General features: G+C 73.3%; 24 protein-coding genes and 2 riboswitches. Of the genes, 13 read left to right on the top strand and 11 right to left on the bottom strand.

Annotated elements, in window-relative coordinates:
* Positions 1-12: 12 nt before the first annotated feature.
* On the top strand, positions 13-582 hold the full coding sequence (locus tag O2W53_RS22920; RefSeq protein WP_269165362.1) for a hypothetical protein: 570 nt from the start codon (positions 13-15) through the stop codon (positions 580-582).
* Here the strand turns inward: O2W53_RS22920 and O2W53_RS22925 are convergent.
* From O2W53_RS22925 to O2W53_RS22935, 3 genes are all read right to left on the bottom strand, one after another.
* Positions 546-1,358, bottom strand: coding sequence for an oxidoreductase (locus O2W53_RS22925; RefSeq protein WP_269165363.1), 813 nt, complete (start codon positions 1,356-1,358; stop codon positions 546-548). The genes O2W53_RS22920 and O2W53_RS22925 overlap by 37 nt on opposite strands.
* A 108-nt stretch (positions 1,359-1,466) precedes the next feature.
* Positions 1,467-2,366 carry an NADP-dependent oxidoreductase gene (locus O2W53_RS22930; RefSeq protein WP_269165364.1) on the bottom strand — a complete coding sequence of 300 codons (900 nt, stop codon included), beginning with the start codon at positions 2,364-2,366 and terminating at the stop codon, positions 1,467-1,469.
* Positions 2,367-2,491: 125 nt separating this feature from the next.
* Complete coding sequence (locus O2W53_RS22935) at positions 2,492-3,583, bottom strand: LLM class flavin-dependent oxidoreductase (RefSeq protein WP_269165365.1); 1,092 nt, start codon at positions 3,581-3,583, stop codon at positions 2,492-2,494.
* 168 nt (positions 3,584-3,751) lie between these two features.
* On the opposite strand from O2W53_RS22935, the gene O2W53_RS22940 reads away from it, so the two are divergent.
* Positions 3,752-4,717: an AraC family transcriptional regulator gene (locus O2W53_RS22940; protein ID WP_269165366.1), complete on the top strand. Its 966-nt coding sequence runs from the start codon at positions 3,752-3,754 to the stop codon at positions 4,715-4,717.
* Positions 4,718-4,951: 234 nt separating this feature from the next.
* Here the strand turns inward: O2W53_RS22940 and O2W53_RS22945 are convergent, their stop codons facing one another.
* Positions 4,952-5,230, bottom strand: a complete 279-nt coding sequence (locus tag O2W53_RS22945; protein ID WP_269165367.1) for a QsdR family transcriptional regulator — start codon at positions 5,228-5,230, stop codon at positions 4,952-4,954.
* 176 nt (positions 5,231-5,406) lie between these two features.
* Positions 5,407-5,562, top strand: a riboswitch (cyclic di-AMP (ydaO/yuaA leader).
* 125 nt (positions 5,563-5,687) lie between these two features.
* On the opposite strand from O2W53_RS22945, the gene O2W53_RS22950 reads away from it, so the two are divergent.
* The 3 genes from O2W53_RS22950 to O2W53_RS22955 all read left to right on the top strand — a co-directional run bounded on the left by O2W53_RS22950 (position 5,688) and on the right by O2W53_RS22955 (position 8,347).
* The gene (locus O2W53_RS22950; protein WP_269165368.1) at positions 5,688-6,884 is read left to right on the top strand and encodes a peptidoglycan DD-metalloendopeptidase family protein; all 1,197 of its coding nucleotides are present in this window, start codon (positions 5,688-5,690) and stop codon (positions 6,882-6,884) included.
* Between the two features lie 161 nt (positions 6,885-7,045).
* A complete protein-coding gene (locus O2W53_RS24015) occupies positions 7,046-7,639 on the top strand; it encodes a DUF6153 family protein (protein ID WP_442929297.1) in 594 nt (197 codons plus the stop codon).
* 81 nt (positions 7,640-7,720) lie between these two features.
* Entirely contained in the window at positions 7,721-8,347 is a 627-nt protein-coding gene (locus tag O2W53_RS22955) for a DUF305 domain-containing protein (protein WP_269165369.1), read from the top strand.
* Between the two features lie 136 nt (positions 8,348-8,483).
* Here the strand turns inward: O2W53_RS22955 and O2W53_RS22960 are convergent, their stop codons facing one another.
* The 3 genes from O2W53_RS22960 to O2W53_RS22970 all read right to left on the bottom strand — a co-directional run bounded on the left by O2W53_RS22960 (position 8,484) and on the right by O2W53_RS22970 (position 11,788).
* Complete coding sequence (locus O2W53_RS22960) at positions 8,484-10,073, bottom strand: MFS transporter (protein WP_269165370.1); 1,590 nt, start codon at positions 10,071-10,073, stop codon at positions 8,484-8,486.
* 105 nt (positions 10,074-10,178) lie between these two features.
* A complete protein-coding gene (locus O2W53_RS22965) occupies positions 10,179-10,832 on the bottom strand; it encodes a class I SAM-dependent methyltransferase (RefSeq protein ID WP_269165371.1) in 654 nt (217 codons plus the stop codon).
* Positions 10,829-11,788, bottom strand: coding sequence for an NAD(P)/FAD-dependent oxidoreductase (locus O2W53_RS22970; protein ID WP_269165372.1), 960 nt, complete (start codon positions 11,786-11,788; stop codon positions 10,829-10,831). Before O2W53_RS22970 ends, O2W53_RS22965 begins: the two co-directional genes overlap by 4 nt.
* Before the next feature lie 90 nt (positions 11,789-11,878).
* On the opposite strand from O2W53_RS22970, the gene O2W53_RS22975 reads away from it, so the two are divergent.
* Positions 11,879-12,469: a helix-turn-helix domain-containing protein gene (locus O2W53_RS22975; RefSeq protein WP_269165373.1), complete on the top strand. Its 591-nt coding sequence runs from the start codon at positions 11,879-11,881 to the stop codon at positions 12,467-12,469.
* Positions 12,470-12,581: 112 nt separating this feature from the next.
* On the opposite strand, the gene O2W53_RS22980 is transcribed toward O2W53_RS22975, so the two are convergent.
* Entirely contained in the window at positions 12,582-13,241 is a 660-nt protein-coding gene (locus O2W53_RS22980; protein WP_269165374.1) for a helix-turn-helix domain containing protein, read from the bottom strand.
* A gap of 185 nt (positions 13,242-13,426) precedes the next feature.
* On the opposite strand from O2W53_RS22980, the gene O2W53_RS22985 reads away from it, so the two are divergent.
* From O2W53_RS22985 to O2W53_RS22995, 3 genes are all read left to right on the top strand, one after another.
* The gene (locus O2W53_RS22985) at positions 13,427-15,613 is read left to right on the top strand and encodes a DUF3533 domain-containing protein (RefSeq protein ID WP_269165375.1); all 2,187 of its coding nucleotides are present in this window, start codon (positions 13,427-13,429) and stop codon (positions 15,611-15,613) included.
* A gap of 213 nt (positions 15,614-15,826) precedes the next feature.
* Complete coding sequence (locus O2W53_RS22990; protein ID WP_269165376.1) at positions 15,827-16,681, top strand: helix-turn-helix domain-containing protein; 855 nt, start codon at positions 15,827-15,829, stop codon at positions 16,679-16,681.
* Between the two features lie 334 nt (positions 16,682-17,015).
* Positions 17,016-17,213 carry a hypothetical protein gene (locus tag O2W53_RS22995; RefSeq protein ID WP_269165377.1) on the top strand — a complete coding sequence of 66 codons (198 nt, stop codon included), beginning with the start codon at positions 17,016-17,018 and terminating at the stop codon, positions 17,211-17,213.
* Positions 17,214-17,258: 45 nt separating this feature from the next.
* Here O2W53_RS22995 and O2W53_RS23000 read toward each other — a convergent pair whose 3' ends face one another.
* Positions 17,259-18,521 (bottom strand): cytochrome P450, encoded by a 1,263-nt coding sequence (locus O2W53_RS23000; RefSeq protein ID WP_269165378.1) that lies wholly within the window; start codon positions 18,519-18,521, stop codon positions 17,259-17,261.
* A gap of 467 nt (positions 18,522-18,988) precedes the next feature.
* Positions 18,989-19,927 (bottom strand): hypothetical protein, encoded by a 939-nt coding sequence (locus tag O2W53_RS23005; protein ID WP_269165379.1) that lies wholly within the window; start codon positions 19,925-19,927, stop codon positions 18,989-18,991.
* Position 19,928: 1 nt separating this feature from the next.
* A riboswitch (cyclic di-AMP (ydaO/yuaA leader) is annotated at positions 19,929-20,044 on the bottom strand.
* 316 nt (positions 20,045-20,360) lie between these two features.
* Here O2W53_RS23005 and O2W53_RS23010 point away from each other — a divergent pair.
* The 4 genes from O2W53_RS23010 (at position 20,361) to O2W53_RS23025 (ending at position 25,587) form a co-directional block, all read left to right on the top strand.
* Positions 20,361-21,764, top strand: coding sequence for a threonine/serine ThrE exporter family protein (locus O2W53_RS23010; protein WP_269165380.1), 1,404 nt, complete (start codon positions 20,361-20,363; stop codon positions 21,762-21,764).
* A 247-nt stretch (positions 21,765-22,011) separates the two neighbouring features.
* Positions 22,012-23,013 (top strand): sugar ABC transporter substrate-binding protein, encoded by a 1,002-nt coding sequence (locus O2W53_RS23015; RefSeq protein WP_269165381.1) that lies wholly within the window; start codon positions 22,012-22,014, stop codon positions 23,011-23,013.
* 1 nt (position 23,014) lies between these two features.
* Positions 23,015-24,514: a sugar ABC transporter ATP-binding protein gene (locus O2W53_RS23020; RefSeq protein WP_269165382.1), complete on the top strand. Its 1,500-nt coding sequence runs from the start codon at positions 23,015-23,017 to the stop codon at positions 24,512-24,514.
* Positions 24,514-25,587, top strand: coding sequence for an ABC transporter permease (locus O2W53_RS23025; protein WP_269165383.1), 1,074 nt, complete (start codon positions 24,514-24,516; stop codon positions 25,585-25,587). Before O2W53_RS23020 ends, O2W53_RS23025 begins: the two co-directional genes overlap by 1 nt.
* A gap of 42 nt (positions 25,588-25,629) precedes the next feature.
* On the opposite strand, the gene O2W53_RS23030 is transcribed toward O2W53_RS23025, so the two are convergent.
* The gene (locus O2W53_RS23030) at positions 25,630-26,409 is read right to left on the bottom strand and encodes an SDR family NAD(P)-dependent oxidoreductase (RefSeq protein ID WP_269165384.1); all 780 of its coding nucleotides are present in this window, start codon (positions 26,407-26,409) and stop codon (positions 25,630-25,632) included.
* Position 26,410 lies beyond the last annotated feature (1 nt).

Raw genomic sequence — 26,410 nt, forward strand, 5'->3', positions numbered from 1 at the left:
TCCATCGCCCGAGTGGCCACGTCCACCGGGCTGGGCCGCAAGCGGGTCGCCAAGGCCGCCGGGGTCGCCCGGCTGGACGAGGCCACCGCCGCCGCCGTCACGGCCGCCAACCTCACGCTCGACCAGGTCGTCGCCGTCTACGCCGAGGACCCCGACACGACCGCCGCCCTGATGGAAGCGGCCACCCCGGGGCCGGGGCAGTCCGCTCACGCCCTCACCCGCGCCAAGCGCGCCCGCGAGGAAGCCGAGCGGGCCGCCGCGCTGCTCGCGCAGCTGACCGAGGCCGGGCGGCGGGTGCTGGACGCCGCAGACGGCGGGCAGCTCTCCCGCATCAGCCAGCTGGCCCACGACGGTGCGGACCTGACCGCCGGGAGCCACGTGGCGTGCGAGGAGTCGGCGGTCTACCTCGGCAACAGTTGGAACGGCGTGAGCGCCGTGGGGGTGTGCACCGACCCGGCCACGTACGGCCACGCCAACCGCTACAGCAGGATCGGCATGCCGCCGATCCCGCGGCCCTCGGTCGGGTCGTCGGTGACGGCCCTGGGTCAGCTTGCCGGGTTCATCCCGCCATCGACGGCGTAACGGCCGCCCGTGAGGTACCGGGCATGCGCGGAGGTCAGGAAGATCACGAGTCGTGCGACGTCGTCAGCGTGGCCCATCCGTCCCATCGGGACCGAGAAGCCGTCCGTGAACGCCTGGCGGGCGGTGTCGATGTCCGTGCCGTCTGCCTCGGCGAGGAAGGCGAGGTGGTCGGTCATCGTGTCCGTCTCGATCAGGCCGGGCAGCACGGAGTTGACCCGGATCCCGTGTCGGGCGACCTCGTTGGACAAGCCCTTGCTGTAGTTGTTCAGCGCTGCCTTCGCGGTGGCGTAGGGCAGCAGGCCCGCCGGGGGGAAGCGGGACACCACCGAACTCATGTGGATGATCACGCCGCTGCCCCGGTCGATCATCGAGGGGATGACGGCGCGGTCCAGCCGGACCGCCGTCATCAGGTTCATGTTCAGATCGCCGAGCCAGTCCTCGTCCGCCATCTCCCAGGCAGCAGCTGGGGTGTGCGTGGGGTTGCCCACGTTGTTGACGAGCACGTCGATGCCGCCCAGGAGTTGCGCCGACTCCGCCATCAGGCCCGCCACACCGGCAGGCGTGGAGACGTCGGCCTGGACGAAGCGGACGCCGAGCAGGCCCGGTGCCGCGGACCGGGCGGCGGCCACGACGTCCGCACCGGCCTCCGCGGCGTGCAGCGCGATGGCAGCCCCGATCCCCTTGGTGCCACCGGTGACCAGGAACCTGACCCCGGTGAGGTCGATGGCTGGGAAGGTCGTCGTCAGGGAGTCGTGCGTCAGGGAGTCGTTCGTCATGTTCGGTCCTTCGTGGTCGGAGACGGGTGGCGTACAGCGAGGGGAGGTGGTGGAGCGCCGGCGACGAGGGTCTTCGCGAATTCCGCGTCCGGGTCGCCGGCCGCGGGTTCAGTCCACGAGGAGGACGAGCTTGCCGCTGCGGTGGCCGGTCTGGCTCAGGCGCTGGGCCTCGGCGACCTGCTCCAGCGGCAGCACCTGCTGCACCGGCAGTGCCAGCTCCCCCTGGGCCGCGAGGCTGGCTGCGTGCGGCAGGACGTCCCAGCGGAAGGTCGTCCCGGCGGGCCCGGTCGTCCGCACTCCGCTGGCGGCGGCGTTCGCGAAGTCGGAGATGGTCAGCACGCGTCCGGGATCACCGGTCAGCTGCACCAGCCCGGGCAGCGCCCCCGCCGGCCCCATGTCGAACCCGAGGTCCACACCCCCGGGGGCGAGCTCGGCGACGCGTTCGACGAGGCCGTTCCCGTAGGACGTGGTCACGGCGCCGTATCCCCGCAGCCTCGCGGCGTTCGCCTCGCTCGTCGTCGCGATCACCGTCGCTCCGCCGGCGATGGCCAGCTGGGTCGCCACCGTGCCCACGGCGCCACCCGCACCGTTGATCACGAGGGTGTGACCGGCCCGTACACCGAGCAGGTCCAGGCCGCGGGTTGCGGTCTCGACCGCGACCGGCAGGGCCGCGGCCTGGACGAGGTCCAGTCCGTCGGGGACCCGGGCGTAGTCGGACAGCAGGGCGTTGTCGGCGGCGCCGCCGGACGTCGATCCGAACACCCGGTCGCCCAGGCCCACGTCGCTCACCCCGGCGCCGAGTTCGTCGATGACCCCGGACACCTCCAGGCCGACGCCTTGCGGTAGCTCGCCGCCCAGATCGCCCTGGCGGATCTTCCAGTCGGCGGGGTTGACGCCGCAGGCGTGCACGCGCACGCGCACCTGACCCGGGCCGGCGTGGGGTTCGGCCACCTCCTCGAGGCGCAGTACCTCGGGGCCGCCGAACTCGTGGAACCGAACTGCTCTCACTGTGGCGCTCCTGTTCTGGTGGTTTCGCTGCACGGCTGATCGAGCCGCGACGCCCTGAGACGGGGAGGTGCGGCGGGATCGCCCGGCGGTCGACGTGGTGAGTGCGTGTGGTGGTGACGACCGGCTCAGCCGGCGATGGCCTGCGGCAGGGGTGCCGACGTCAGTCCCCAGGCGTCGGCGAGGAGCTCCAGGGTCTGCACCCGGGTCGCCGCGCCGTGCGCGAAGGAGCAGAGGAGGAGCTCGTCGGCGCCGGTCGCGGCTGTGAGGTCCTCGAGCACGCCGACCACCCGGTCAGGGGTTCCGGCGACACCGCCTTCGGGCATCGCCAACATGGCCTGCTCCTCAGCAGGGTCCAGCCGGACCCGGGCGGCGTCATGGGGGCTGAGGAACGGTGTCACCGCGCGCCCGGTCCGCTCGGCGAAGCGCTGCAGGCGGCCCGGCCGGGCGAGTCGCACGACCTCGTGCTGGGTGCGCGCGGCCAGCACGCTGACGCTGACCATGGCATGCGGGTGGGCGCCGGTGTCCACGTCGTCGCGGAACGAGCTCCGGTACAGGTCCAGGACGCCGGCCACCGCTGCGGCAGGTACGCCGTTGTGTCCGGCGAAACAGAACGGCAGGCCCAGCGAAGCGGCCAACTGGGCGCTGTACACGGAGGAGCCCAACAACCACATGACGGGTGCGCCGACGGCGCGTGGCGTCGGACTGATCGGGTGGTGCGCCCGCGACGGGGCGGCCTGCGCGGGTGCCCTCACCCCGAGCATCGCCTGGACCTCGTCCACCTGGTGGGCGAAGTCCTCGCCGCCGAGCCCTGCGGGTGAACGCCGGAGCGCTGCCGCGGTCACCGGGTCCGCGCCGGGCGCCCGTCCGAGGCCCAGGTCCACGCGTCCGGGGTGCAGCGCCTCCAACAGCGCGAACTGCTCAGCCACCACCAGCGGTGGGTGGTTGGACAGCATGACACCGCCGGAGCCGACCCGGATCCGCGCTGTCCGGGCGGCGAGGTGGGCGAGGAGCACCGAGGGGGAGGTGGAGGCCAGCCACGGGGTGGCGTGGTGCTCGGAGACCCAGAACCGCTTGTACCCCAGCTCGTCGGCGCGCTCGGCGAGCCGCGTGGTGTCAGCCAGGGCCTCGGCGCTGGTCTGTCCGGCGGACAGCTGCCCGAAGTCCAGGACGGACAGCGGAACCCTGTTCGTCGGTCCCGCAGACCCCAACTGCTGCACGTGTGGCTCCGATGGTCGGCGATCAGTCGGGGTGTTCCGCGACCACCGTCGACGCTAGGCACGGGCAGGGCAGCCGTCGTTGTCCCACGAGCTCAACAGCGTGCCCGTCTGACTCACCCGGCCCGGAACAGCACCGGTCGTCCGCCGCGGCGCACGTACAGTTGCTGCGTGGACCTGCTCGCCGACCTGTTGCGGGTCGCCGGCGTGACCGGCTCGATCGGCACCCGCATCGAGGCCAGCGGCGCCGCCGGCAGCTGGGGAGTGCGCCTGGACCGGTACCCCGGAGCGGCGGTGCACGCGGTCACCGAGGGATCCGCGTGGCTGACCACCTCCTCGCGCCCGCCACGGCGGCTGGAGTCCGGGGACGTCGTCCTGCTGCCTCCGGGGACCGTGCACGAGCTGACCAGCCGACCGTGGGCCTCCGCGGCATCGTGCGACCGTGCCGCCGCTGCTCGAGCCCGCGAGGTCGGGGACGTGGTCCGGCTGGGGATCGGGCCGGTGGACACCCGCATCGTCACGGTCCACTACCTCCAGGACCCCGGGGCACGAACTCGCGTGCTCACCGCGCTACCCGACGTCGTCCACGTGGGAGCGGGTGCGGGGGCCGGCCACCTTCAGGACACCGTGCGCATCCTGGGCCGTGAGCTCACCGAGCCCGGGATGGCCTCCTCGGTCCTGCTGGACAGGATGATCGACGTGCTGCTCGTGCAGTCGCTGCGGGCCTGGGCAGCAGCGCAGACGGCGACCCAGCCGGGGTCCTGGCTGGCTGGGCTGGGTGACCCGGTCGTGAGCGCCGCCCTGACGTTGATCCACCAGGCACCGGAGCGGGCCTGGACGGCGGAGAACCTGGCAACCGGCATCGCAGTGTCCCGAGCGACCCTGGCGCGGCGGTTCACCGCCGCCCTGGACATGAGCCCCACCGCCTACCTGCTGCGCTGGCGGATGGACCTGGCGGCCGCTCGCCTGCGCGATACCGACGAACCGCAGCAGTCCATCGCACGAGCCGTGGGTTATGCCTCCGTGCACGCGTTCAGCCGGGCCTTCAGCCGTGCCCACGACGAAGCCCCCGGGCGCTTCCGCGACCGGCACCGACGCACCGGGGTCGTCGCCGGCGATCTCGGTGACGCATGTTGAGTGCCACGCCACCGCCGTTCTAGCTGTACCCAGCCAGGACGTCGGTGACAGCTAGGGCATGTCTCTCACATGCGGTTCCAGGCGAGGACGGCATCGAAGACGATGGCCGACGACGTTCAGGAGCTCGGGCCACCGATTCGGTGATCTGGACTGCGCGCATGGCCGAGGCCATGGGTCCGTCCGGTCGGCCGGGGTCCAGGTCCACCCCGGCAGGTGCAACGCTCGACCACCGGATCAGTCAGGCAGCGGCAGGAGTGCGTGCAGGACGCGGCCGGCGCGGTCGGGATCGGGCTGTTCGCCGGTGATGAGGGTCAGGTAGACGTAGGACTCCATGATGCGGACGACGACGTAGCCGAGGTCGTCGAGCGGGATGTCGCTGCACATCTTGCCGGCGTCGAGGGCCTCGGCGAGGAGCGCACGGACCCGGCCCAGCAGCCGCGCCTGGAAGTCGGCGGCGCGGGTGGTGAGCAGGCGCAGCGCCAGTTCGCCCTCGTTCTCCATGAAGACCTGCATGCCGTGGTTGCGGCGTCCGCGTGATCGGCCGCCTGTGGCGCCTGCACATGTACTGGCCCCGGATGGTGCGGCCGGCCGCGATGGTTGGCTGCTGTTACTGGATTGTGACGTTCATCGGGGTTCGTTGTAGCGTCTCGGCCGGTCCGCCCGAGCCCCGATCTCGCCCAGAGGTCCTCGCGCAGACCCCGTCGAACTGCCACCGCTCGCGCGGTGGCAGACCGGGGACCCATCGTTCCCTGGGGTGAATCTCACGTGGCCAGTGCGCCGCAGCGAGTAGGGCTGTCTCCGGCCCGAACCCGTCAGCTAACTCGGTAGACGGTGAGGGAGAACGGAGCTCGCCGCGTTGGCGACGTCGCACGACACCGTCTTGCAGCACCCTGTCCACCCACGCCGCCGCGCCCGATGGCGCGCCGCGGTCACTGCGCCGACGCTGGCCGCCGGTGCTGCCCTGCTGCTGGTGCTCACCGGTCCGGCAGCCCACGCCGCACCTGAGCCCCCGCCGGCCCCGGCAGGCCAACCCGGACTCGCCGGGGCCGAGGCCGCGCTGGCCAGCGTCGAGGCGTCGGTGGTGGCGGCAGAGGAGACCCTGCGGCGGCTGACGGTGGAGGCTGAGGCGGTCGCCGATCGGAGCCTGGTCGCCCAGGCTGCGCTGCTCACAGCCCGGCAGGAGGCCGATGCCCGGGAGGCCGAGCTGACGGCTGCGCAGGCAGCAGTCGGGCAGGCCCGAGCCGACGTCGTCGCACTGGCCCGGCAGAGCTACATGGGCGCTGACGCCTACGGCAGTGCCTCGGCCTTCTTCGCCGCAGGCAGCCCCGAGGAAGTCCTCCAACGAGCCGCCACGCTGGAGCTGCTGGGTGATGACCGGGGCGAGCGACTGGACGAGCTCGAGGTCGTCCAGCGCCAGCAGCAGGCGGCCACCGAGGCGGCGAAGGCCGCCGTGGTTGCCCGCGATGCGGCCGCCGCATCCGCCGCGGAGGCTGAACGGGTCGCCAACGACGAGCTCGCCGCGGCGCAGCAGACCTACGACGCCGCCGTGGGGGACAGGGCCGCGTTGGAGCAGCAGTTGCAGGAGGCGCGGGAGCGGGTGGTCACGCTCGGCGGCGATGCTGCTGCGGGGTCGATGGAACAGCCGGCCGGCAGCGATGTCACTGCGGTACCGACGGAGCAACCGAGCAGTGGCGATGTCGATGCACTACTGGCGGAACGGCTGGACGGTGCGGCTTCCCGGGGAGGTGAGCGGTCGACTTCCGGCGCCGGGATCCCGACGTCGGGGCGGGTGACCTCCTGCTATGGCGCCCGCTGGGGGACCATGCACCACGGCGTGGACATCGCCGCCCCGATCGGCACACCGATCTATGCGCCCGAAGCCGGCGTGGTGCTCCAGGCCGGCCCCGCATCCGGCTTCGGGCTGGCCGTCTACCTGGAGCATGAGGACGGCTCGATCACCCTCTACGGGCACATCGACAGCTACTCGGTCGACGCGGGACAGCAGGTGTCCGCTGGGCAGCAGATCGCGCTGGTGGGCAACACGGGTCAGTCCACCGGCCCGCACCTGCACTTCGAAGTGCATCTGGGTGGGCTCTACCAGAACCGCAGCAACCCGGTTCCGTGGCTGGCCGCCCGCGGCCTGCCGTTGGGCGGAAGCTGCGGCTGACCTCGACAGGCCTCGAACCTCGTTCGGTGACCCCGCTGGGCGGTCAGCGCCGCCGAGCAGTCGCTGCAGGGGGCACTTCGCGCCGTGGTGCGGTCATGATCAGCGTGGGGGAGCGCCCGGGTGTCACTTCCCCTGGGGTCCGTCGGGGTCGGCTTCGGGGGATGACCCGCGCGGGAACCCTGGCGCGAGATGCGACCGAGCAGGGGGCGGACCGGCATCGGGGCCAGCGTTCCGACCAAGGGGCCGACAGCCCTCTCGGGCGCGCCAGCCAGGCCGTCGTACCGTCGTGTGGGGAGGTGGTCCCGGTGGCACGGCTCTGGGCGGCGCTGTTGCTGTTGGCCGCCGTCTTCGCCATGCACGGGGTGCAGTGCGTGGCCGCGGGCTCGGCCCAGCGGCACGGGTCCACATCGGTCGGTGCGGCTGCCGCGGTTGGTGTACCGGCAGCGTCCGTCCATCTGGGCCCCGTCGCAGGTGCGATGCCCGACCACGGGCACGGTGCCGCCACACCAGAGGCAGACGCCGACGGTGCCACCGGGTCCAGCGGCCTGCCGGCCCCGTGGCACGACGCCCACGTCCTGGCGGTGTGCCTCGCCGTCCTGCTCGCGGGGCTGATGGTTCTCAGGGCCGTAGTGCTCCGCCGAGGCGTGGCGATCCCGCCCGTCCGCGGCTCGCCCACACCTTCCCGCTGGCCCACCGGGTGGTCGAGGCAGCCTCGACCACCCACCCTCTCCGCTCTCTGTCTCCTGCGGATCTAGGCCGAGCAGCTGCACCCCGACAGCTCCCGCTGTCCCGGGGTCCTGCACGCATGCCCACATCCCTCAGACAGGAGACCCAGCATGACCCGCACCAGCATCCGACTCGTCCGCCTCACCGGTGGGCTGATGGCCGCCGTCGTCGTCCTCGCCGGCTGCTCGGACACCGAGCAGACCTCCGCCACCGGTGGCAACGCGGCCGACGACAGCTCCGCCGAGCAGGGCGCGGAGTTCAACGACACGGACGTCGCGTTCGCGCAGGGGATGATCCCGCACCACGAGGGCGCGCTCATGATGTCCGCGGTCGCCATCGACCGCGCCTCCGATCCCCGGGTCGTGGACCTGGCCGAGCGGATCCAAGCAGGTCAGGACCCGGAGATCGACCTCATGACGGCCTGGCTGGAGGAGTGGGGCCAGCCGCTCGAGGAGTCCGGTCCGATGGGCGGCATGGACCACGGGTCCGGGGACATGGGCGGCATGGGCATGGACGGCGGCATGGGCATGGAGGAGATGCCTGCGGCCGGCCGGGACTTCGACCGCATGTGGCTCGACGCCATGATCGAGCACCACGAGGGCGCAGTCGCGATGGCGCGGACCGAGGTCGAGGACGGCCGCAACGCCGAGGCCGTCGACCTGGCTCGCTCGATCAGCGAGGTCCAGGCGCAGGAGATCGAGGAGATGCGGCAGCTGCTCACCGAGCTGGGTGGCTGATCTGTACCGGGTGGGGCGCGGTGCCGTCCGGGCACCGCGCTCCACCTCTCCCGCCCGACGACCCAGGGCCGCGCCTCGCGCGCGGTGCACCAGCGGGCGGTCGACGCAGTCGGCTGCGTCAACCGCCCGTTCAGGGTCACCGGGTGATGGTGTGTTCGGTTTCGGTCTCCCCGACGACGGGGCCAGGGGCGCTCCCGCGGGGGCCACGGGCGAGGACGATGACGAACAGGACGGCCATGACGGCGGTGCCGGCCCACATGGCCTGCTGCCAGCCGTCGACGAAGGCCTCTTGTGCCGCCCGGACGAGTGCGCTGGCCTGGGGGCCGGCCACGTCGGCGGCCGCGAGGCCGTTGGCCAGGCCTTCGCGGGCTGCCGCGACAGCGTCTGCAGGAGCCCCGGCGGGGAGCTGCTGGTCGAGGGCGCTGCGGTAGCCGGTGGCCAGGACGGCACCGAGCAGTGCCACGCCGAGTGCGGTGCCGAGCTCGCGGGTGACGTCGTTGAGGGCGGAGGCCACACCCTGCCGTTCGCGAGGCAGTGCGCGGGTGATGGCCTCGGTGGAGGGCGTCATGGCCAGGCCCATGCCCAGCCCGATGGCCAGCAGCCCGGCCAGCACCGAGCGGTAACCGCCCTCGACGGAGACGAAGCTGGCCATCAGCACCAGGCCCACGGTGCCCAGCAGGATCCCGGTGGCCATGGTCAGTCGTGCACCGATGCGTGCGGCCACCTTCGGTGCCAGCCCGGAGGAGGCCATCATCAGCAGCGCCATCGGCATCAGTGCCAGCGTCGAGCGCAGCGCCGACCAGCCCAGCACCGCCTGCAGGTAGGGGAAGAGGACGACGAAGATCCCGGCCTGCACGCCGAAGACGACCAGCAGTGCAAGGGAGCCACTGGCCAGGCCGCGCTCGCGGAAGAGCCGGATCTCCAGGAGCGGGGCCGGCTGGCGCAGCTCCCATGCGATGAACGCGGCGGCGGCCACGGCGCCGCCGAGCAGGCTCAGCAGCGTCGCCGGTGCCGTCCACCCCTGCTCGGGACCTTCGTGGAGGACGAGGATCAGCGCGAGGATGGCGAGCACCGAGGTCAGCGAGCCGACGAGGTCGAAGCGGTGGGTGGCGCTCTCGCGTGAGTTCGGCACCGACCTCAGCGTCAGGACGACGGCGGCGGCGACGAGCGCGACGGGTAGGACGAACAGCCACCGCCAGTTCGCCACGTCCACCAGCAGGGCGGACAGGTACATGCCCAGGATGCCGCCTCCGCCGGCGACGGCGGTCCACACGCCGATGCCCGTGGCGCGTTCCTCGTCCGGGAAGGTCGAGGTGATGACGGCGAGGGTGACCGGCATGATCATCGCCGCGCCGACGCCGCTGAGGGCGCGGGCGGCGACCATGACCTCGGTCGAGGGAGCCAGGCCGGCTGCCACGTTGGCGGCGGCGAACAGGGTCAGGCCGGCGAGCAGCATCGGCTTTCGGCCCCACCGGTCGGCCAGTGCGCCCAGGGGGAGGAGCAGTGCGGCCAGGACGATCGTGTAGCTGTTGATCATCCACAGCACGGCGCTCTGTGAGGCGCCGAACTCCACCGCGAGCTCGGGCTGGGCGACGTTCAGCCCGGACACCGACGCGATGACGGCCATCAGTGCGATGCAGACCGCGATCAGGACGGCGCGGCGCTGGCGTGGATCGGAGATGGTCGGGGCGAGGGTCGGCTCGGATGCGGACGCTTCGGTGGTCATGGCGCCTCTCGGCAGGTGAGGTCGAGCAGGGGGGGGGAGGGCAGCAGCCAGCGGCGCTGGGGCTGTTGCCCGAGCGCTGGTGGTCGTGCTGTGGCGGGGCGGAGGTCAGCTGCGCCGGGTGGCGCGTACGACGAAGTCCTGCAGTGCGACGGTCCCGCCGTGCGGTGCGAGCACCGTGCGGTGCACCTCGTCGGCGGTCTGGACGTCCCACTCGGGTTCGGCCAGCCGCGCGGTGACGGCTCGGGCAGTGGTGGTCGCCTCGGCGGGGGGCTGGTCGCCGTGGCTGTGGTCGTGGCCGTGCTCGCCGGTGTGCAGGTGTCCGATGACGAGCAGGGTCCCGCCGGGTGCGACCCAGGTGGCGAGGCGGTCGTAGAACGTCAGCTGCGGCATGGCCGGGTGGGCGTAGGAGGTGGTGACGAGGTCGAAGCGGACCCCGGGGTCCCAGCTGCTGAGGTCGGCCTCGACCCACTGGACGTGGTCGGCGCTCCCGCTCGAGGCGGCGCGGGCGGCGGCCTGGGCCAGCGCCTCGGCCGAGATGTCGGCGGCGGTGACTTCCCAGCCGTGCTCGGCCAGCCACAGTGCCTCGGCACCCGTGCCGCACCCGGCGTCCAGAGCCGTGCCCGGCCGCAGGCCGCCGAGCTCGGCGGCCAGGTACGGGTGGGGCGGGTTGCTGTCCACGGCGCCGGGAGCGCCGGTGCGTCCCTGCCAGTGCTGCTCCCAATAGGCCTTGTCGAACGCGTGGTCGCCCCCGTGCCTCATCGGTCGCTCCCGGCGACGGTGAGGCCGGCGACGGCCCGGTCGGCGTCGGACATGACCAGGTCGGCGTTGATGTGCTGAGCGGCGCGCGCGCCGTCGGCCGCGGCGGCGGACACCTGCGCGGACAGGTTGGAGACGTTGCCGGCCGCCCACACACCGGGCACCGCAGTGCGGCCGGTGGCATCGGCGGGGATGAACGAGCCCGCGGGATGCAGGGTCGGTGTGATGCCGATGTCGGCGAACACCTCGGCGCGGGCCACCATCCGTGTCGCCACCACCACGACGTCGACGGGCACCAGCCGGCCGTCGGCCATCTGGACGCCGGTCAGCTGGTCCCCGCTGACCGCCAGCCGGGCGACGGCGCCCGCTGTCACGGTGATGCCGAGGGCGTCGAACCTGGCCCGCTCGTCCGCGGTGGGCTCCTGGTCCCGGGAGAAGAAGCGCACGCCCTCGCTCAGCTGCCGGAACATCAGTGCCTGGTGCACCGACATGGGCCCGGAGGCCAGGACGCCGATGGCGCGATCCCGCACCTCCCAGCCGTGGCAGTACGGGCAGTGCACGACGTCGCGCCCCCACCGCTCCTGCACCCCCGGGACGTCGGGCAGCTCATCGACCAGGCCGGTGGCGATCAACAACCGGCGGGACTCCAGCACCCCGCCGTCCCGTGTGGTCACCACGAACCCGTCGGGGACGGCGGACACCTCGCTCACCTCGCCGTCGAGCAGCTCCCCGCCGTAGCGGACGACCTCCGCGCGGCCTCGCGCGACCAGGTCCGCCGGGCGCACGCCGTCGAGCGCCAGCAGACCGTGCACCCCCTCCGCGGGGGCGTTCCGGGGTGCGCCACCGTCGATCACGGTCACCCGGCGGCGAGCGCGCGCCAACGTCAACGCCGCGCTCAGGCCCGCGGCACCGCCCCCGATGACGACGACGTCCCGCTGTCTCGTTGCCTGTCCGCTCATGTCCTGGTCTCCCTCGTCCGTGTACGGCCTGACGATGGACCACGAGTTCGCGGTTGCGCAAAGGTTCTTGCCGAATGGAAAATGAGCGGCATGGACGACATGTGGGGCAGCACGCTCGACGCCGTGGGCCCGAGGCTCAGACAACTCCGCCAGCGTCGGGACGTCACGCTCACCGACCTCGCGGGGGAGACCGGCATCTCGATCAGCACCCTCTCCCGGCTCGAGGCCGGGCTGCGGCGCCCCACCCTGGAGCAGCTGCTGCCGCTCGCCCGGGCCAACGGGGTCACGCTCGACGAGCTCGTCGACGCCCCGCCCACCGGTGACCCGCGGATCAACCTGCGGCCCATCCCGTGCGGGGACGGGGCGGTGGTGCTGCCGCTCACGCGCCGGCCCGGCGGCATCCAGGCCTACAAGTTCGTCCTCCCGACCGGACGTGATGACGCCGCGCCCGAACTCCGTACGCACGAGGGTCACGACTGGGCCTACGTCCTCAACGGCACCCTGCGCCTGGTGCTGGGCGAGCACGACTTCCGCCTGAACCCCGGGGAGGCCGCGGAGTTCGACACCACCACGCCCCATTGGTTCGGGGCCACCAGTGCTGGCCCGGTCGAGTTCCTGAGCCTGATCGGCCGCCAGGGCCAGCGTGCACACGTGCGGGCCACACAGACGGCGGGGGAGTAGTCAGGTCGACTCGGACGCTGCTCGCCGCGTCGAGCTCGTCGGCGGTGACAGCGGCCGCTCGCACGCCCATGGGCGGCCATGCCTGCCGCCGGCCCGGCGCGGCCCCGGTGCGTCACAGCACCAGGGCGGCCGGGTGGTCGGTCACGTCCAGCGGGACGCCGGGCCGGTGGGTGACAGGAGCCGACAGCATCCCGGCGATCGCGTCGGCGAGGAAGTCGCCCACCGCCTGCCAGGAGGGGGCCGCCCCGTCGTGGTCGGACAGCCGCTCGACGTCCGCGCACGTCGTCGAGACGATCCGGGTCATCAGCCTCGCTCGCCCCACGACGACGTCCTGGTCCAGGTGGTCGAGACGAGCCACCACGGAACGGGTGATCGCGGAGGCGGATGGTGCCAGGTCCGTCGAATCGCCCAGCAGGCCCGCGGCCATCGGGTCGTGCAGCGCCTGGGCGAGGAAGCGGGCCCGGCTGCTGGGCTGCGGCAACGCGCCCAACGCGTCGGTGAACGGGACCACCAGGCTGCGGACGTCCCCCAGGACCGAGTCGGAGCCGGCGAACATCGCCCGCCGGGGGGGCTCCAGCGCGACGAGGTGGCGGGTGATCAGCGCCTGGAGCAGCCCTTCGCGGCCGCCGAAGTAGTACCGCACGGCGGAGTGGTTGGTGTTGCCCGCGCTCTCGGCGACCTTCCGGTCGGAGACCTGGGCGATGCCGGACTCGGCGAACAGGCGCTCGGCCGCGTCCAGCAGAGCCGCGCGGGCAGCGTCGGACCGTGCCACCTGGGTGCCTCCTCGGCTGACTTCCTCTGTTGTGACCCGCGTCAAGCTAGCCGGTTGCTGACTTTGTAAGTCACATGACTTACATTCAGATCGTCTCAGCCCGGGCGCACGCGTCCCGGCTCCGCCGCCGCAGCCGGAGCCGGTCACCTCACCGATGCTCGCCCGCCCTCGTCAGGAGCAGTCGCATGGAGCCCCTCACTGCCGCATCGTCCGTTGCCGGTCCTCCCGTGGTCGGCCCGCCGATCGAGGACCGCCGGACCCGCATCGCGCGCTACGTCTTCCTGTTCCTCATCCCCTTCCTGATGGTCACGATGATGTATGCGACGTACGTCGGGACCATGCACGCGCCGCACCCGCGGGACATGCCCGTTGCGGTGGTGGGCGTCGGCGCGCAGGCGGAAGCGGTCGTCGACTCGTTCGCCGCCGTCCCGGACGACGCCGTGGCCCCGCGTCTGGTCCGCTCGGCGGAGGAGGCCGTCGAGCTGCTGGAGAGCCGTGAGGTCGTCGGCGCGCTGGAGGTGCCGCAGCCGGGCACCGACGCGGCGACCCTCTACACCGCGAACGCGGCCGGGCCCTCACAGGCCGCGACCGTCCAGCAGCTGCTCGCGCCGGTCGCCGTCCAGCAGGGCTGGACCATCGAGTCCGAGGACGTCGCCCCGCTGAACCCGGGAGACTCCTCCGGCACGGCGGTGCTCTTCGCCGCCATGGGGATGATGCTGGCCGGGTACGTCCCGCTCAGCGTGGTCCTGCTGGGCCTGCCGCACCTGCTGGCGGTCCGGCGGTTCGTGCCGGTGCTCCTGGGCTGGGCGGCCGGGACGAGCGCGCTCATCTGGCTCATCCTCGGGCCGATCGTGGGTGCCGTGGACGGGCACTTCCTCGGCTTCTTCGGCGTCGGCATGCTGGCCGTCGGCGCGGTCGGGGCGGCCCAGCTGCTGTTCACCAAGCTGATGGGCCCCCTCGCCGTCCTGATCGGCATGCTGCTCTACGTCGTGCTGGGCATGCCGGCCTCGGGCCTGGCGCTGTCGGTCGACGTCATGCCGGGCTTCTTCTCCTTCCTGCACGGCGTGCTGCCGCTCCCGGCCGCGGGGGAGGCGCTGCGCTCGCTCGTCTACTTCGACGGTGACGGGCTCGGCAGGCACCTGCTCACGCTCACCGTCTGGGTCGTGGTCGCGCTGGGGCTGTCGCTGCTCAAGGAGCGCGCGAGCGGCCTGGCGGTCCCCGGCGCCCCGCCGGTCACCGACCCGGACGCGCCGCTCCCGGCGTTGGCCGGCGGCCCGCTGCGGTCCCTGCGGTTCCGCTACGTGACCGCAGCGGCGTTCCCGCTGTCCATCCTGGTCATGGTGGTCGGCCTGATGAGCTTCGCGATGCACGAGCCGACGGTGCGTGAGCTCCCGGTGGCCGTGGTCGGGTCGACGGAGCAGCAGGCGTCGCAGGTGGCCGACGGCCTCGAGTCGAGCCTGGGGTCGATGGTCGACGTCCAGGTGGCCAGGTCGGTGGACGCCGCGGCCGACGCCGTCGTCGACGGGGAGGTCGTCGCCGCCTACGTGCTCCCCGCCGGCCCGGGTGAGGACGCCACCCTCTACACCTCCGCGGGCGCCGGCGTCAGCCAGCAGAGCGTGGTGCGCGCGGTGTTCGGTCAGGTCGCTGCCGGGCAGCAGGTGCCGCTCACCGAGACCGACCTGACGCCGCTGCGCGACTCCGACACCATGGGCAGCAACAGCATGTACGTCGGCATGGCCTGGATCATGGCCGGCTTCCTGATCATGGCCGTCTTCCGCGGTGGTGCTCCCGAGCTGAAGCGCTTCCGCCAGTTCGTGCCGCACCTCGCCGGTTGGTCGATCGGCATGGCCCTCTGGCTGTGGCTGCTCTTCGACGTGGTCATCGGTGCGGTCAACGGGAACGCCTGGCAGATGATCGGCTTCGGGGCGGCGACCATCTTCGCCATGGCGGTGGTGACCGGCGTCTTCACCCGGACGCTGGGGCTGGCCGCGATCGTGCCGGTGATGGTCGTGCTGATGCTGGCCGGCGTCCCGGCCTCGGGGGGCGGACTGTCGCTGTACATGGTCCCCGAGGTCTTCCGCGGCCTGTCGGAGGTGCTGCCGCTGCCCGCGGCGGTGGACGCGGCGAGGTCGCTGGTCTACTTCGACGGTGCCGGGGTCGGCCGGGACCTCCTGGTCATCGCCGTCTGGGGCGTCATCGGCCTGCTGCTCAACCTGGTCGTGGACCGGTGGCTGCGGCGCCGGGAGGACGGGACCGGCGTCCCCGGGCCGGACGGCCGCCCCTCGCCTCCCGGGGCGGCGGACGAGGACACCGACCGGGACGGGACCGACCGCACCGATGCCGACCGGCTCGAGGGCGCCGGGGCGCGCTGAGGACGACGGGCTGGACGGCGATCCGCCGTCCAGCCCAGGCCGGGTCCGGGACGGGGTGGCACGGAGGCAACTCCTGGCACCCGCTGCTGCTGCGCGGTCGCCGGCCACGGAGCTGGGGATCGCCGACGTGGTCATCGGTACGAACGCCGATGACCTGCGGGGGCGGCAGCCGACGGACACCATCGGTTCAGGTCTTGAGGGCACACTCCGGCTGTGGACCGTCATGAGTTCGGTGCAGCAGTGCGCCACCTGCGGGAGAGCACGGACCCTGTGGCTGTCGGGCTGCCGGTGGGCGGGCGGCGGGTCCCCGGGTTGCGGCGGGAGGAGCTCGGTGAGCTCGCCGGCATGTCCGCGGACTACGTCCGCCGACTGGAGCAGGGGCGGAGTCATCCCTCGGCCGGTGTGGTGCGGGCCATCGCCCGGGCCCTGCACGCCGGACGGGCGGACTACGAGCGGCTCTCGGCGCTGGCCGGGTACGCCGCCGCGGACGGGCAGGTGCCGACCGACCTCGGCCCGGGCGCGACGCGACTGCTGGAGCGGTTCGCCGACACCCCGATGATCGTCACCGATGCAGCGATGAACGTCGTCGCGGTCAACAGCGGGTTCCTGGCCCTGGAGCACTGGGACCTCACCGGGGACCGCTGGGAGTGGAACGTGGCCTGGCGCATCTTCTGCCACCCGTTCGCTGCCTTCCAGCAGTCCGACGCCGACGCGACCAGTCACGAGAGGATCCAGGCGGCCCAGCTGAGAGCCGCGCTGTTGCGGTACCCCGGCGATGCGTCGCTCGCGGACCTGGTCGACGAGATGCGGACCCGGAGCCGGCGGTTCGACACGCTGTGGCGGGCACCGCGACCGGTGGAGGCCTACGAGAGCAGCGCGACGTTCACCCAGTCCGACGGGGACTCCGTCTCGCTCGTCGGGAACCTGATCGCCATCCCCGGTGACGACCTGTCGGCCGTCCTGCTGACCGCGGCGCCGGGTTCGCGTGACGAGGCCCGACTGGCGGAGGTGCTCAGTGCCGCCGATGGGCAGGCGGTCATCAAGGTGGGCCAGTCCGGCCCGGGCTGATCGCGCCGGGACCAGCGACGTCGGGTGACGTCTCAACGCTCGTGAGCCTGGTCCGCGACGGTGGCAAGGTCGTCAGCACCACCGGAGACCTGCAGGTCGAGGTCACCCGCCGCATCCCGCTGACCGAACTGCCCGCGCTGCACGCCGAAGCCGCCGCCGGCCCATCGAGGGCAAGGTCGTCGTCGAGCCGGCCTGAGCCCGCGCCACTGCCCGTGCTCTTGTGCTTCCCGGGCCGTCGGGCTGGGGGCTGGGTGTGGTCGACTGGAGTTGCTGCCTCGCGTGCCGATGTGGCTGGTGTCCCCTGCGGGACGTACACCGATGAGGGGATGTGGACATGGAGCACCTGCGCCGATTGCAGATCGAGCGGCCCGTGGTCTTCTGGGTCGTCATGCTGGCGGGCTTCTTCGTGGCCTTCCAGCTGCTGTTGTTCGTGGCGGCGCTGCTGCTGGGTCCGTTCGGGCTGCCGGCCTGGGCGCCCATCGCGGTGGTGCTGGCCGGTCTGGTCTTCGTCGCGCGACGGCAGCAGCGCTGACCCGACCGCCGGGCCGGGACGACGTGCCCGGCCGGGCGGCTGCGGTCAGAAGGAGACCGGGAGCTCCTCGACGCCGTGGACGAAGGACAGCCCGCGCCAGGGGAGCTGCTCCTCGGGAACGGCGAGCGCGAGGTCCGGGAAGCGGCGGAACAGCGCCGGGAGCGCGATGCGGAGTTCCAGGCGCGCGAGTTCAGCGCCGACGCAGCGGTGCACCCCGTGGCCGAACGCCAGGTGACCGCCGGCGGGGGACCGGGTCGGCTGGAACTGGTCGGGCTGCGGGCCGGCCCAGGCCGGGTCGCGGTCGGCCCCGCTGAGGGAGACGGCGACGAGGTCGCCCTGCTGGATCGGGCAGCCGGCCAGCTCCAGGTCCTGCTTGGCGAACCGCGGGAAGGCCACCTGGACCACCGACAGGTAGCGCAGCAGCTCCTCCACCAGGCCGTCGATCTCGGCCGGTGAGCCCCCTCGGACGATGGCGGCATGGGCGGGGTCGCGCAGCAGCACCATGGTGCCCAGGGAGATGGAGCTGGCGGTGGTCTCGTACCCGCCGGTGACGATCCCGTCGACGAGGCCCGCGAGGTCGTCGTCGGAGATGCCGTCGCCCTCGGCCAGGAGGATCCGCCCGATCAAGCCGTCCCCGGGCGCCGTCCGCTGCCGCGCCACCACGTCGAGGAGGATCCGCTTCTGCTCCGACACCGCACCGAGCGCCGCGGCCACACCCCCCGTGGCGTCGAAGCGCTGGGTGCCCAGCCGGACGAAGGCCTCGTGGTCGGCGTCGTCCAGCCCCAGCAGCCCGCAGATCACGTCCATCGGGACCCGCCAGGAGACGTGCTCGGCCAGGTCTGCCGGCGATCCGGCGGCGGCGAGCTCGTCCAGCCGGCGGGTGACGATCGCCTCGACCGTGGGCTCCAGCCGGTCCAGCCGGCGCCGGGTGAACTCCGGGGCCACGAGCTTGCGCAGCCGGGTGTGCAGCGGCGGGTCGGTGAAACCGAGGCCGCCGACGTCTGCTGTCGACCCCGGTCCGGCGTCGCCGAACAGGTGCCGGATGTCGTTGCTGTAGGAGTCGCGGTCGGCGAGGACGGCGCGGGCCTGCTCGTAACCGGTGACCAGGTGCGCCGCGAGACCCATGGGCAGGTCGAGCCGCTCCACCGGACAGCGGGCGCGCAGCTCGGCGAGCTCCGGCACCGGGTCCACCCCGCGCCGCAGCAGGGGCAGTCGAGCGCTCTCCGGGAAGAAGGTCAGCTCGGTGAGGTCGATGCCCTTCTTGCGGATCCGTCGCTCCACGATGCGGCCGAGCCACGCCTGGGCCACGGCCCGCGCGCTGCGCTGGCGCCGCGGCCACCCGCCCGACCTCCGCGTCACCGGTCGGGCGGCCAGGGCGGCGGTCCGCCGCACGCGGCGACGCCTGGACCCGGGTGGTGTTGAGAAGTCGGTCGTGGACATGATCCCTCGTCGTCATCCGGGCACCGGCGCGACGTCGAGCCACGCCGAGCCCACCGGGGGAGCGACACCCGACCGGCGCCGGGTGCTGATCGTGCGACGTCCGCCGTGCGACGACGTCGTGGGACCTGGATCGGATCACGGGCCTCGCGCGGTCGCCGTCGACTGTGCCCGCACCGTGGCGGGCCATCCGTGGCGGTGGGCTCTGCCCCGACCATCCCACGCGGACGGTCGGACACCGTCGGCGGCCCTCGGCGGCGGAGACGCACCGTGCCCCCCTGCCCGCGGTACGGGCAGGGGGGCACGGTGTCCGCCCTGGTGGAGCGAGGCCGGGCGGGTCAGCCCGCCTGGTAGTTCACGTGCGGGTGGTCCATGTGGTTGGCCGTGGCGCTGCCGCGATCGGCCATGGGGCTCCACGAGCCGGTCGGCGACATGAGGATGCGCTGCTGCCAGATGATGTAGTCCACGCCGAGGGCGTCCCAGTTGGCGATGTGGTACTCGACGATCGCGTTCCCGAGCGCGGTGTCGGACATGACCATGTAGTCCAGGGCCAGCCCGGAGGGGTGGCCGTTCGGGTCGGTCGCGCTGCCGCGCGTCCCACCGATGGTGATGCCGGCGGCGCCGGGGACGTCGCGCACGACGGCGTCCGCGGCGGCCGCGGCCCGCGGCTGCACGGGCCCGGCGGTGTTGGTGATGTGGGCGGCCGCCGTGGACTGCGAGGCGACGGCCACCACCGGAGCCGGAGCCGGTGTCGGGGCGGGAGTCGGTGCCGGGGCGGGTGCCGGGGCGGGAGCCGGTGCGGGAGCCGGTGCCGGGGCGGGAGCCGGGGCGGGAGCCGGTGCGGGGGCAGGTGCCGGGGCGGGTGCGGGTGCCGGGGCGGGAGCCGGTGCCGGGGCGGGTGCGGGTGCCGGGGCGGGCGCCGGGACCGGCGCCGGAGCAGCAGCAGGTGCCGGTGCTGCGTCCTCGGCGCCGAGGAGGAACCGCACCTGCCCCGGGGTGAGCGCCGCGCGGTCCTCGCCGAAGGCGCCGATGTTGCGCTGGTAGAGGTCCCGCCAGGACTGCCCGTGGGCCCCCGCGAGCGCGGCGAACGGGTCGCCCTGCTCGGCGGTGTGCCGGTCTTCCTGGGTCGCGGTGACCGAGGGCGCCGGGCTGGTGGTGTGGGCCTGCGCCGGGGAGCTGAGGACGCCCAGCGTGACGACGGAGACGCCGGCCACGACGGGGAGGCCGACGAGGACGTCCCGCGTGCGGACGAAGCGAGACGAGCTGTTCTTGGGCATGGTGATCTCCGATCACCGCCTGAGGGGTTAGCTGTCGGGTTCGGGCGATCGGTGCCCGGCCGGCGATGCCGGCTTCACCCCGAGGCGCGCCATCCGATGGATCGGCGCGCCGTGTGCGGTGGGTTCCCCACCCCTGCCCTGAAGGTCCTGGATGGCGGCCGGCAGGCAGGGTTGGGCGGACCGGCGCCACGCCCACGAAGTCGGCGTGACCGGAACGTTATGTACCCGCAATGGGGCTGTCTTCGTGACGGTCGTCACGCCATCGGCGTGCCGTCGGCGGCACGCCGTCCGGTGGCGGGACGCGCCGGCCGACTCGCCGCCGTAGTGCCGGACAGCGGGCCCGGGGCGCCGTCCGCGCGAGAGTGGGGAAGGCCACGACCCGCTCGTGGTCGGCAGCCGTGACTTCACGTCGACGCTCCGTAGCCTGCAGGGGATGAACCCCACGACCCGGAACCGCAGCCGGCGGTTCCCCCGCCTGCCGGACCGGGCGCGCAAGGCGATCTCCGGGTCCGGGCCGCCGACGGCACCGCTGGCGCTGCGCGCCCAGCCCAGCCGGGTCGACGCGGACACCGCGCGCTCGGCGCTCGGCCTCGCCTTGCGCATCGGGGAGTCGATGCTGGCGGTCGGGGCCTCGGCGGCCGACGTGACCGCCACCGTGCTGCGCGTGGCCGCGGGCTACGGGCTGACCGACTGCCAGGTCGACATCACGTTCACCTCGCTGACGATCAGCTACGACCCGGACGACGTCCCACCGCTCATGCTGATGCGGATCGTGCGCCCGCGGGGGCTGGACTACACCCGGCTCCAGGGCATCACCGACCTGGCGGCGGAGATCAAGACAGCCGGCCTGGGCCTGGAGGAGGCGCACCGTCAGCTGGACGACGTGCTGTCGGCGCCGCACCCCTACCGCCGCTCGATCCACGCGCTCGGCTGGTCGGGTGTGGCCGGTTGCGTCGCCTTCCTGCTCGGCGGGGACTGGCTGGTGGCGCTGGTCGCGGCGCTCACCACGGCCGCCATCGAGCAGACGATGCGAGCCCTCGACCGGCGTGGGCTGCCGATGTTCTTCCAGCAGGCACTCGGCGCCGCGGTGGCCACCGGAGCGGCCGTCCTCCTCATCGTCTCCGAGGTCGAGGTCCGCACCTCGCTGGTGGTCGCCGCAGGGATCGTGGTGCTCCTGGCCGGCCTCTCCTTCGTGGGTGCGGCCGAGGACGCGATCAACGGCTTCCCGGTCACCGCCGCGGCGCGCGCCTTCGAGGTGCTCACCTTGACGACCGGCATCGTCGTCGGCATCGCCGCCGTGCTGGACCTGGCGCAGCGGGCGGGTGTCCCGCTGCGCGTGACCGACCCGTCGATGTACACCGTGCCGTTCGCCGTGGCGCTGGCCGCAGCCGCCGGGATGGCGGGGTCCTGGGCCCTCGCGTCCCATGCCCGCCCGCACGCCGTCGGGGTCGCCACGGTGGCCGGCGCGCTGGCCTGGACGACGTCGTCGGCGACCGCGGCGTTCGGGGCCGGCCCCGCGGTGGCGAGCGGGACGGCGGCTGTGGTCGTCGGCTTCTGCGGTGCGGCGCTGACCGATCGGCTCCGGTTCCCGCCCCTGCTCGTCGCGGTCTGCGGCATCGTGCCGCTGCTGCCCGGGCTCACGATCTACCGCGGCCTCTTCGCGATCGTCGTGGAGGCGGACGTGCCGGGCGGGGTGGACGAGCTAGTGGGGGCCGCGGCCATCGGCCTGGCCCTCGCCGCCGGCATCGTGCTGGGCAGGTACCTCGGCCAGCCGCTGGGCAGCAGCCGCGACCGGTTCGACCGGCGGGTGCGGCGCCGCGCGACCAGCTCCGACTGAGATCGGCCTGCTGACCGAGGGGTCCAGGCCGGGCTGCCCGGGCGGGTGCGCGAAACGGCGAGATCGGGTGCACGCGGTGGTCGTCGGCCACCGCGGATCGGACCGAGGGTCTACCGAACAGCTCACCGCCGCCGGGTGATGCCGTCAGCGGAGCTCGCTCCGGTCACCACCCCCGCGGGACCAGTCCCGGGGTGGCCGGGCTCCGTCCGGTCCTGACGCCGTCCCCTCTGCAGAGAACGAGGCCCTCATGTCCGCACGCCGTCATCGAGCCACCGCCGCCGTCGTCGCGCCGCTCGCGGTGACCCTGGCGCTGACCGGTTGCAGCACCACGAGTGAGAGCGGCACCGCCGCGGCCACCCCTGCGGGCGGCGACACCGAGGTCGACAAGATCCTCTTCGACTTCCCCTTCACCTCGCTGCCCATCTACTCGGTGCTCAGCCAGCAGATGCAGGACTACGCCGAGGAGCAGGGCGTCACCGTCGAGTTCACCAACGACAACAGCGACCTGTCGACCCAGGTGTCGAACTTGACCACCTACCTCAACAGCGACGTGGACGCGGTGGTGTCCTTCCCGATGGACCCGGCCAGCATCGACTCGATCGCCCAGCAGTACCTGGACGCCGGCAAGTACTGGGTCACCTACGGCGGCGACCTGGAGAACCAGAGCAGCACGCTGCAGTTCAGCTTCACCGAGTCCGGGCGGATGCTCGGGGAGGACGCCGGCCGGTGGGCGCAGGAGAACCTCGGCGAGCCCCCCACGGTGCTGGTGCTGGAGGACCAGCTGACCCAGATCGGGCAGGAGCGGACCAACGGGATCCTCGAGGGACTGCGCAACGCCGCTCCCGATGCCGAGATCGTCGCCCAGCAGCAGGCGGTGACCCCGCAGGAGGCGCTGACGGTCACCAACTCGGTGCTGGCCGCGAACCCCGACGTCGACATGGTGCTGGCGGCCGTCGGTGACGCCGCCCAGGGCGCCTACCAGGCGCTGCTGTCCTCCGGCCGGGCCGCGGACGACCCGGAGACCTACGTCGGCGGGCTCGACGGCAACCTCTCCCTGTTCCAGGCGATGCAGGAAGGCGACTTCGTGCGCGGCGTGGTGACCGTCAAGTCCGAGGACATCGTGAAGGCGACCATCGACATCCCGCTCGCCCTGGGCCGCGGGGAGGAGCCGGAGACCGACGTCCCGGTGTACCTGGTCACCCCGGACAGCCCCGACCTGCAGGAGTACGTCACCGCCTTCGGCGGCTGACATGACCGTCTCCGTCCGTGGCCTCACCAAGAGGTACGGCCCGACCCTGGCGCTCGACGACGTCGACCTGGACATCGCCGCCGGCGAGGTGCACGCCCTGCTCGGGCACAACGGCGCCGGCAAGTCCACGGTGATCAAGTGCCTGGGCGGGGGCACCGCACCCAGCGCCGGGTCGATCACCATCGGTGGGACGACGTACGACGCCCTGGACCCCAGGTCCTCCATCGCCGCGGGGATCGCGGTCATCTACCAGCACCTGAGCCTCATCGACCGGCTCGACGTCACCGAGAACCTCTTCCTCGGTCAGGAGACGACGGCGGCCGGGGTCTTCCTGCGCCGCGCCGACCAGCGGTCACGCGCGGTGCGACTGCTCGAGCGGGTGGGGCTCGACGTCTCGCCGGACACCCCGGTCCGGGAACTCACCATCGGCCAGCGTCAGCTGGTCGAGATCGCGAAGGCGCTGAGCCGGGACGCGCGGCTGCTGGTCCTGGACGAGCCGAGCGCCGCGCTGTCCCCGGTGGAGTCGCGACGGCTGGCCGAGCTCGTGCGACTGCTCAAGGCCGAGGGGATCGCCGTCCTCTACGTGACGCACCTGCTCAACGAGGTCGTCGAGCTGGCCGACCGCACGACGGTGATGCGGGACGGGCGGGTCGTCTGGTCCGCGCCGATGACCGGCGTCGGCAAGGCCGACCTGGTGGCCGCGGTGAGCGGCCGCGCGCACGGCGCGGCGGTGGCGCCCCGGCCGGTGGACGGCGACGCGACCCCGGCACTGGCCGTCGACCGGCTGCGGGCACCGGGCCTGCACGACATCTCCCTGGCGGTGCAGCCCGGGGAGATCGTCGGCCTCTACGGGTTGGTGGGGTCCGGCCGCTCGCGGCTGCTGGAGACCCTCTTCGGTCGCCGGCCGGCCGCCTCCGGGACGGTCGCCGTGGACGGGCGCCCGGTGCGCGTCCGCCGTCCCGACGACGCCCTCCGCGCCGGCCTCGCACTCGTCCCCGGTGACCGGCTCCGGCAGGGGCTCTTCGGCTCCCTGTCGTCGGGGGAGAACACCGTGCTGCGGGTCATGTCGCTCACCGCACGTGCGGGGTGGCGTCGGCCCCGGGCGGAGCAGGAGGTCTTCCGGAGCACCGCCGCCGCGTTCGGCCTGCGCCCGGCCGACCCGGCGGTGCCGGTCTCCCGGCTGTCCGGCGGCAACCAGCAGAAGGTGCTCATCGCCCGCTGGGTCAACGACCGGGCCGGTACCCGGGTCCTCCTGCTGGACGACCCGACCCAGGGCGTCGACGTCGGCGCCCGGGCCGAGATCTACGACGTCCTGCGGCAGGTCGCCGCCGAGCGGGGACTGGCGGTGCTGTTCGCCAGCAACGACCCCGACGAGGTCGTCGCGCTGGCACACCGCTGCCTGGTGATGCGCCAGGGCCGGGTGGTCGACGACCTCGACATGCGCGACACCGACGAAGAGCAGCTGCTCGACCTCATCCACAGCGAGCTGGAGCCCTCCTGATGACGACCGCCCCACCCCCCACCGTCGACGGCGCCGACCGTCGCCCGCCGTCCACCGGTCACGCCGCCGCGGCACCGTCCCCGGTGGCCGCCGCCGCGGGCTGGCTGGTCCAGAACCCGCTGCTGGTGCTGCTCGTGGTGATGGTGGCCGGTGTGCAGCTGGCCACCGGGGCGCAACTGGGCTGGGGCAACCTGCGGGGCGTCTTCCTGGACGCGGCGGTCATCGCGATCGTCGCCGCCCCGGTCGCGATGCTGGTGATCGCCGGCTACATCGACCTCTCGGTCGGGTCGACCCTGGCCCTGGGCGGGGTGGTGGCCGGCAAGGTGGCGCAGTCCGGTGGGTCCCCGCTGGTCGCCGTCGGGGCGGCGCTGCTCGCCGGCGCCGCAGTCGGCGTGGTCAACGCGGTGCTGGCGACGGTGTTCGGGCTGTCCTCCTTCATCGTGACCCTGGGCATGCTCACCGCCGTCCGGGGCGTCGCCCAGCTGGTCAGCCCGCTGCCGCTGAGCAACTTCGGCGAGGCCTTCGGCTTCCTGGGCATCGGCAACATCGCCGGGATCCCGCTGCCGGCGCTGCTGGCCGTCGCCGTGCTCCTGACCGCCGGGGTGTTCCTCACCCGCACGCCGGCCGGGCGGCACGTCTACGCGATCGGGGTGAACCGGGAGGCCGCCTACCTGTCCGGGGTGGACACTCGGCGGATCCCGTTCCTGCTGTTCGTCACCAGCGGCGCCGCGGCCGGGCTGGCCGGCGCGATCACCGTCGCCCGGCTCAACAGCGCCCCGGCCGGCCAGCTCGGCGGCGGCTTCGAGTTGGCGGTGATCACCGCGGTGCTGCTCGGCGGCGTCGCGCTCACCGGCGGCGAGGGCAGCATGGTCGACGTCCTGGTCGGGGTGCTGTTCATGGGGCTGCTCCGCAACGGCCTCACCCTGCTGGGCGTCACCACCTTCTGGCAGAACGTCGCCAGCGGCCTGGCGCTGGTGGCGGCGATCGCCATCGCCGCAGCCACCCACGTCGTCCGCGAGAAGATGCGGGCCAAGGAGGCCCACCGGCTCCACGACGCGGCTCCCACCGGCTGAAGCGCACCCGGCCGGGGGCGACTGCCCTCGGCCGGGCCCGGGCTACGGGGTGGGGTCGACGGCGAACTCGTACGGCGGGACGGCGGGCCGGGCCAGGTAGCCGAAGTCGGAGACGACCGAGGTGCCGTTGATCGGGGAGCTCACCGGTGAGGCGAGGAACGCGGCGTGCCGGGCCAGGTCCGCCGGCTGCATGACCGGCAGGTCGCTGCCGGCGAACCCGTCGGGGCGGCCCAGGTCGGCCCGCGACATCGGGGTGTCGACGACCCCCGGGCACAGGCAGTTGACGCGCACCTCGGGGTGGTCGACCGACAGCGAGCGGGTGAGCATCAGCACCGCGCCCTTGGAGGTGTTGTAGGCGCTCATCCCCTCGAACGCCACGAGTGCCGCGTCCGAGGCGATCAGCACGATGGTGGCGACCGGGCTGGAGCGCAGCGCGGGGACGGTGTGCTTGGCCAGCAGGAAGTTGCCGCGGACGTTCACCGCCATGACCTGGTCCCAGTCGGCGACGCTCACCTCCGCAGCCGGTGTCCCGGCCGGGCCGGAGATGCCCGCACACCCGAGGACGGTGTCCAGCCGGCCGAACCGGTCGAGGACGGCGGCGACGGCCGTGCGCACGTCGGCCTCGACCGTCACGTCGGCCCGGACGAACAGGGCGTCGTGGCCCCGGTCGCGCAGCAGAGCGGCGACCTCCTCGCCGGCCGGGTCACGGTCGAGGAGGGCGATCTGCGCGCCCTCCTCGGCCAGCGCGTCGGCACACGCCCGCCCGATGCCGGAAGCACCACCGGTGATCAGCGCGACCCGGTCGCGCAGCTGCAGGTCCATG

It is taken from the genome of Modestobacter sp. VKM Ac-2978 (genome assembly GCF_026968025.1).
Lineage (GTDB): Bacteria > Actinomycetota > Actinomycetes > Mycobacteriales > Geodermatophilaceae > Modestobacter.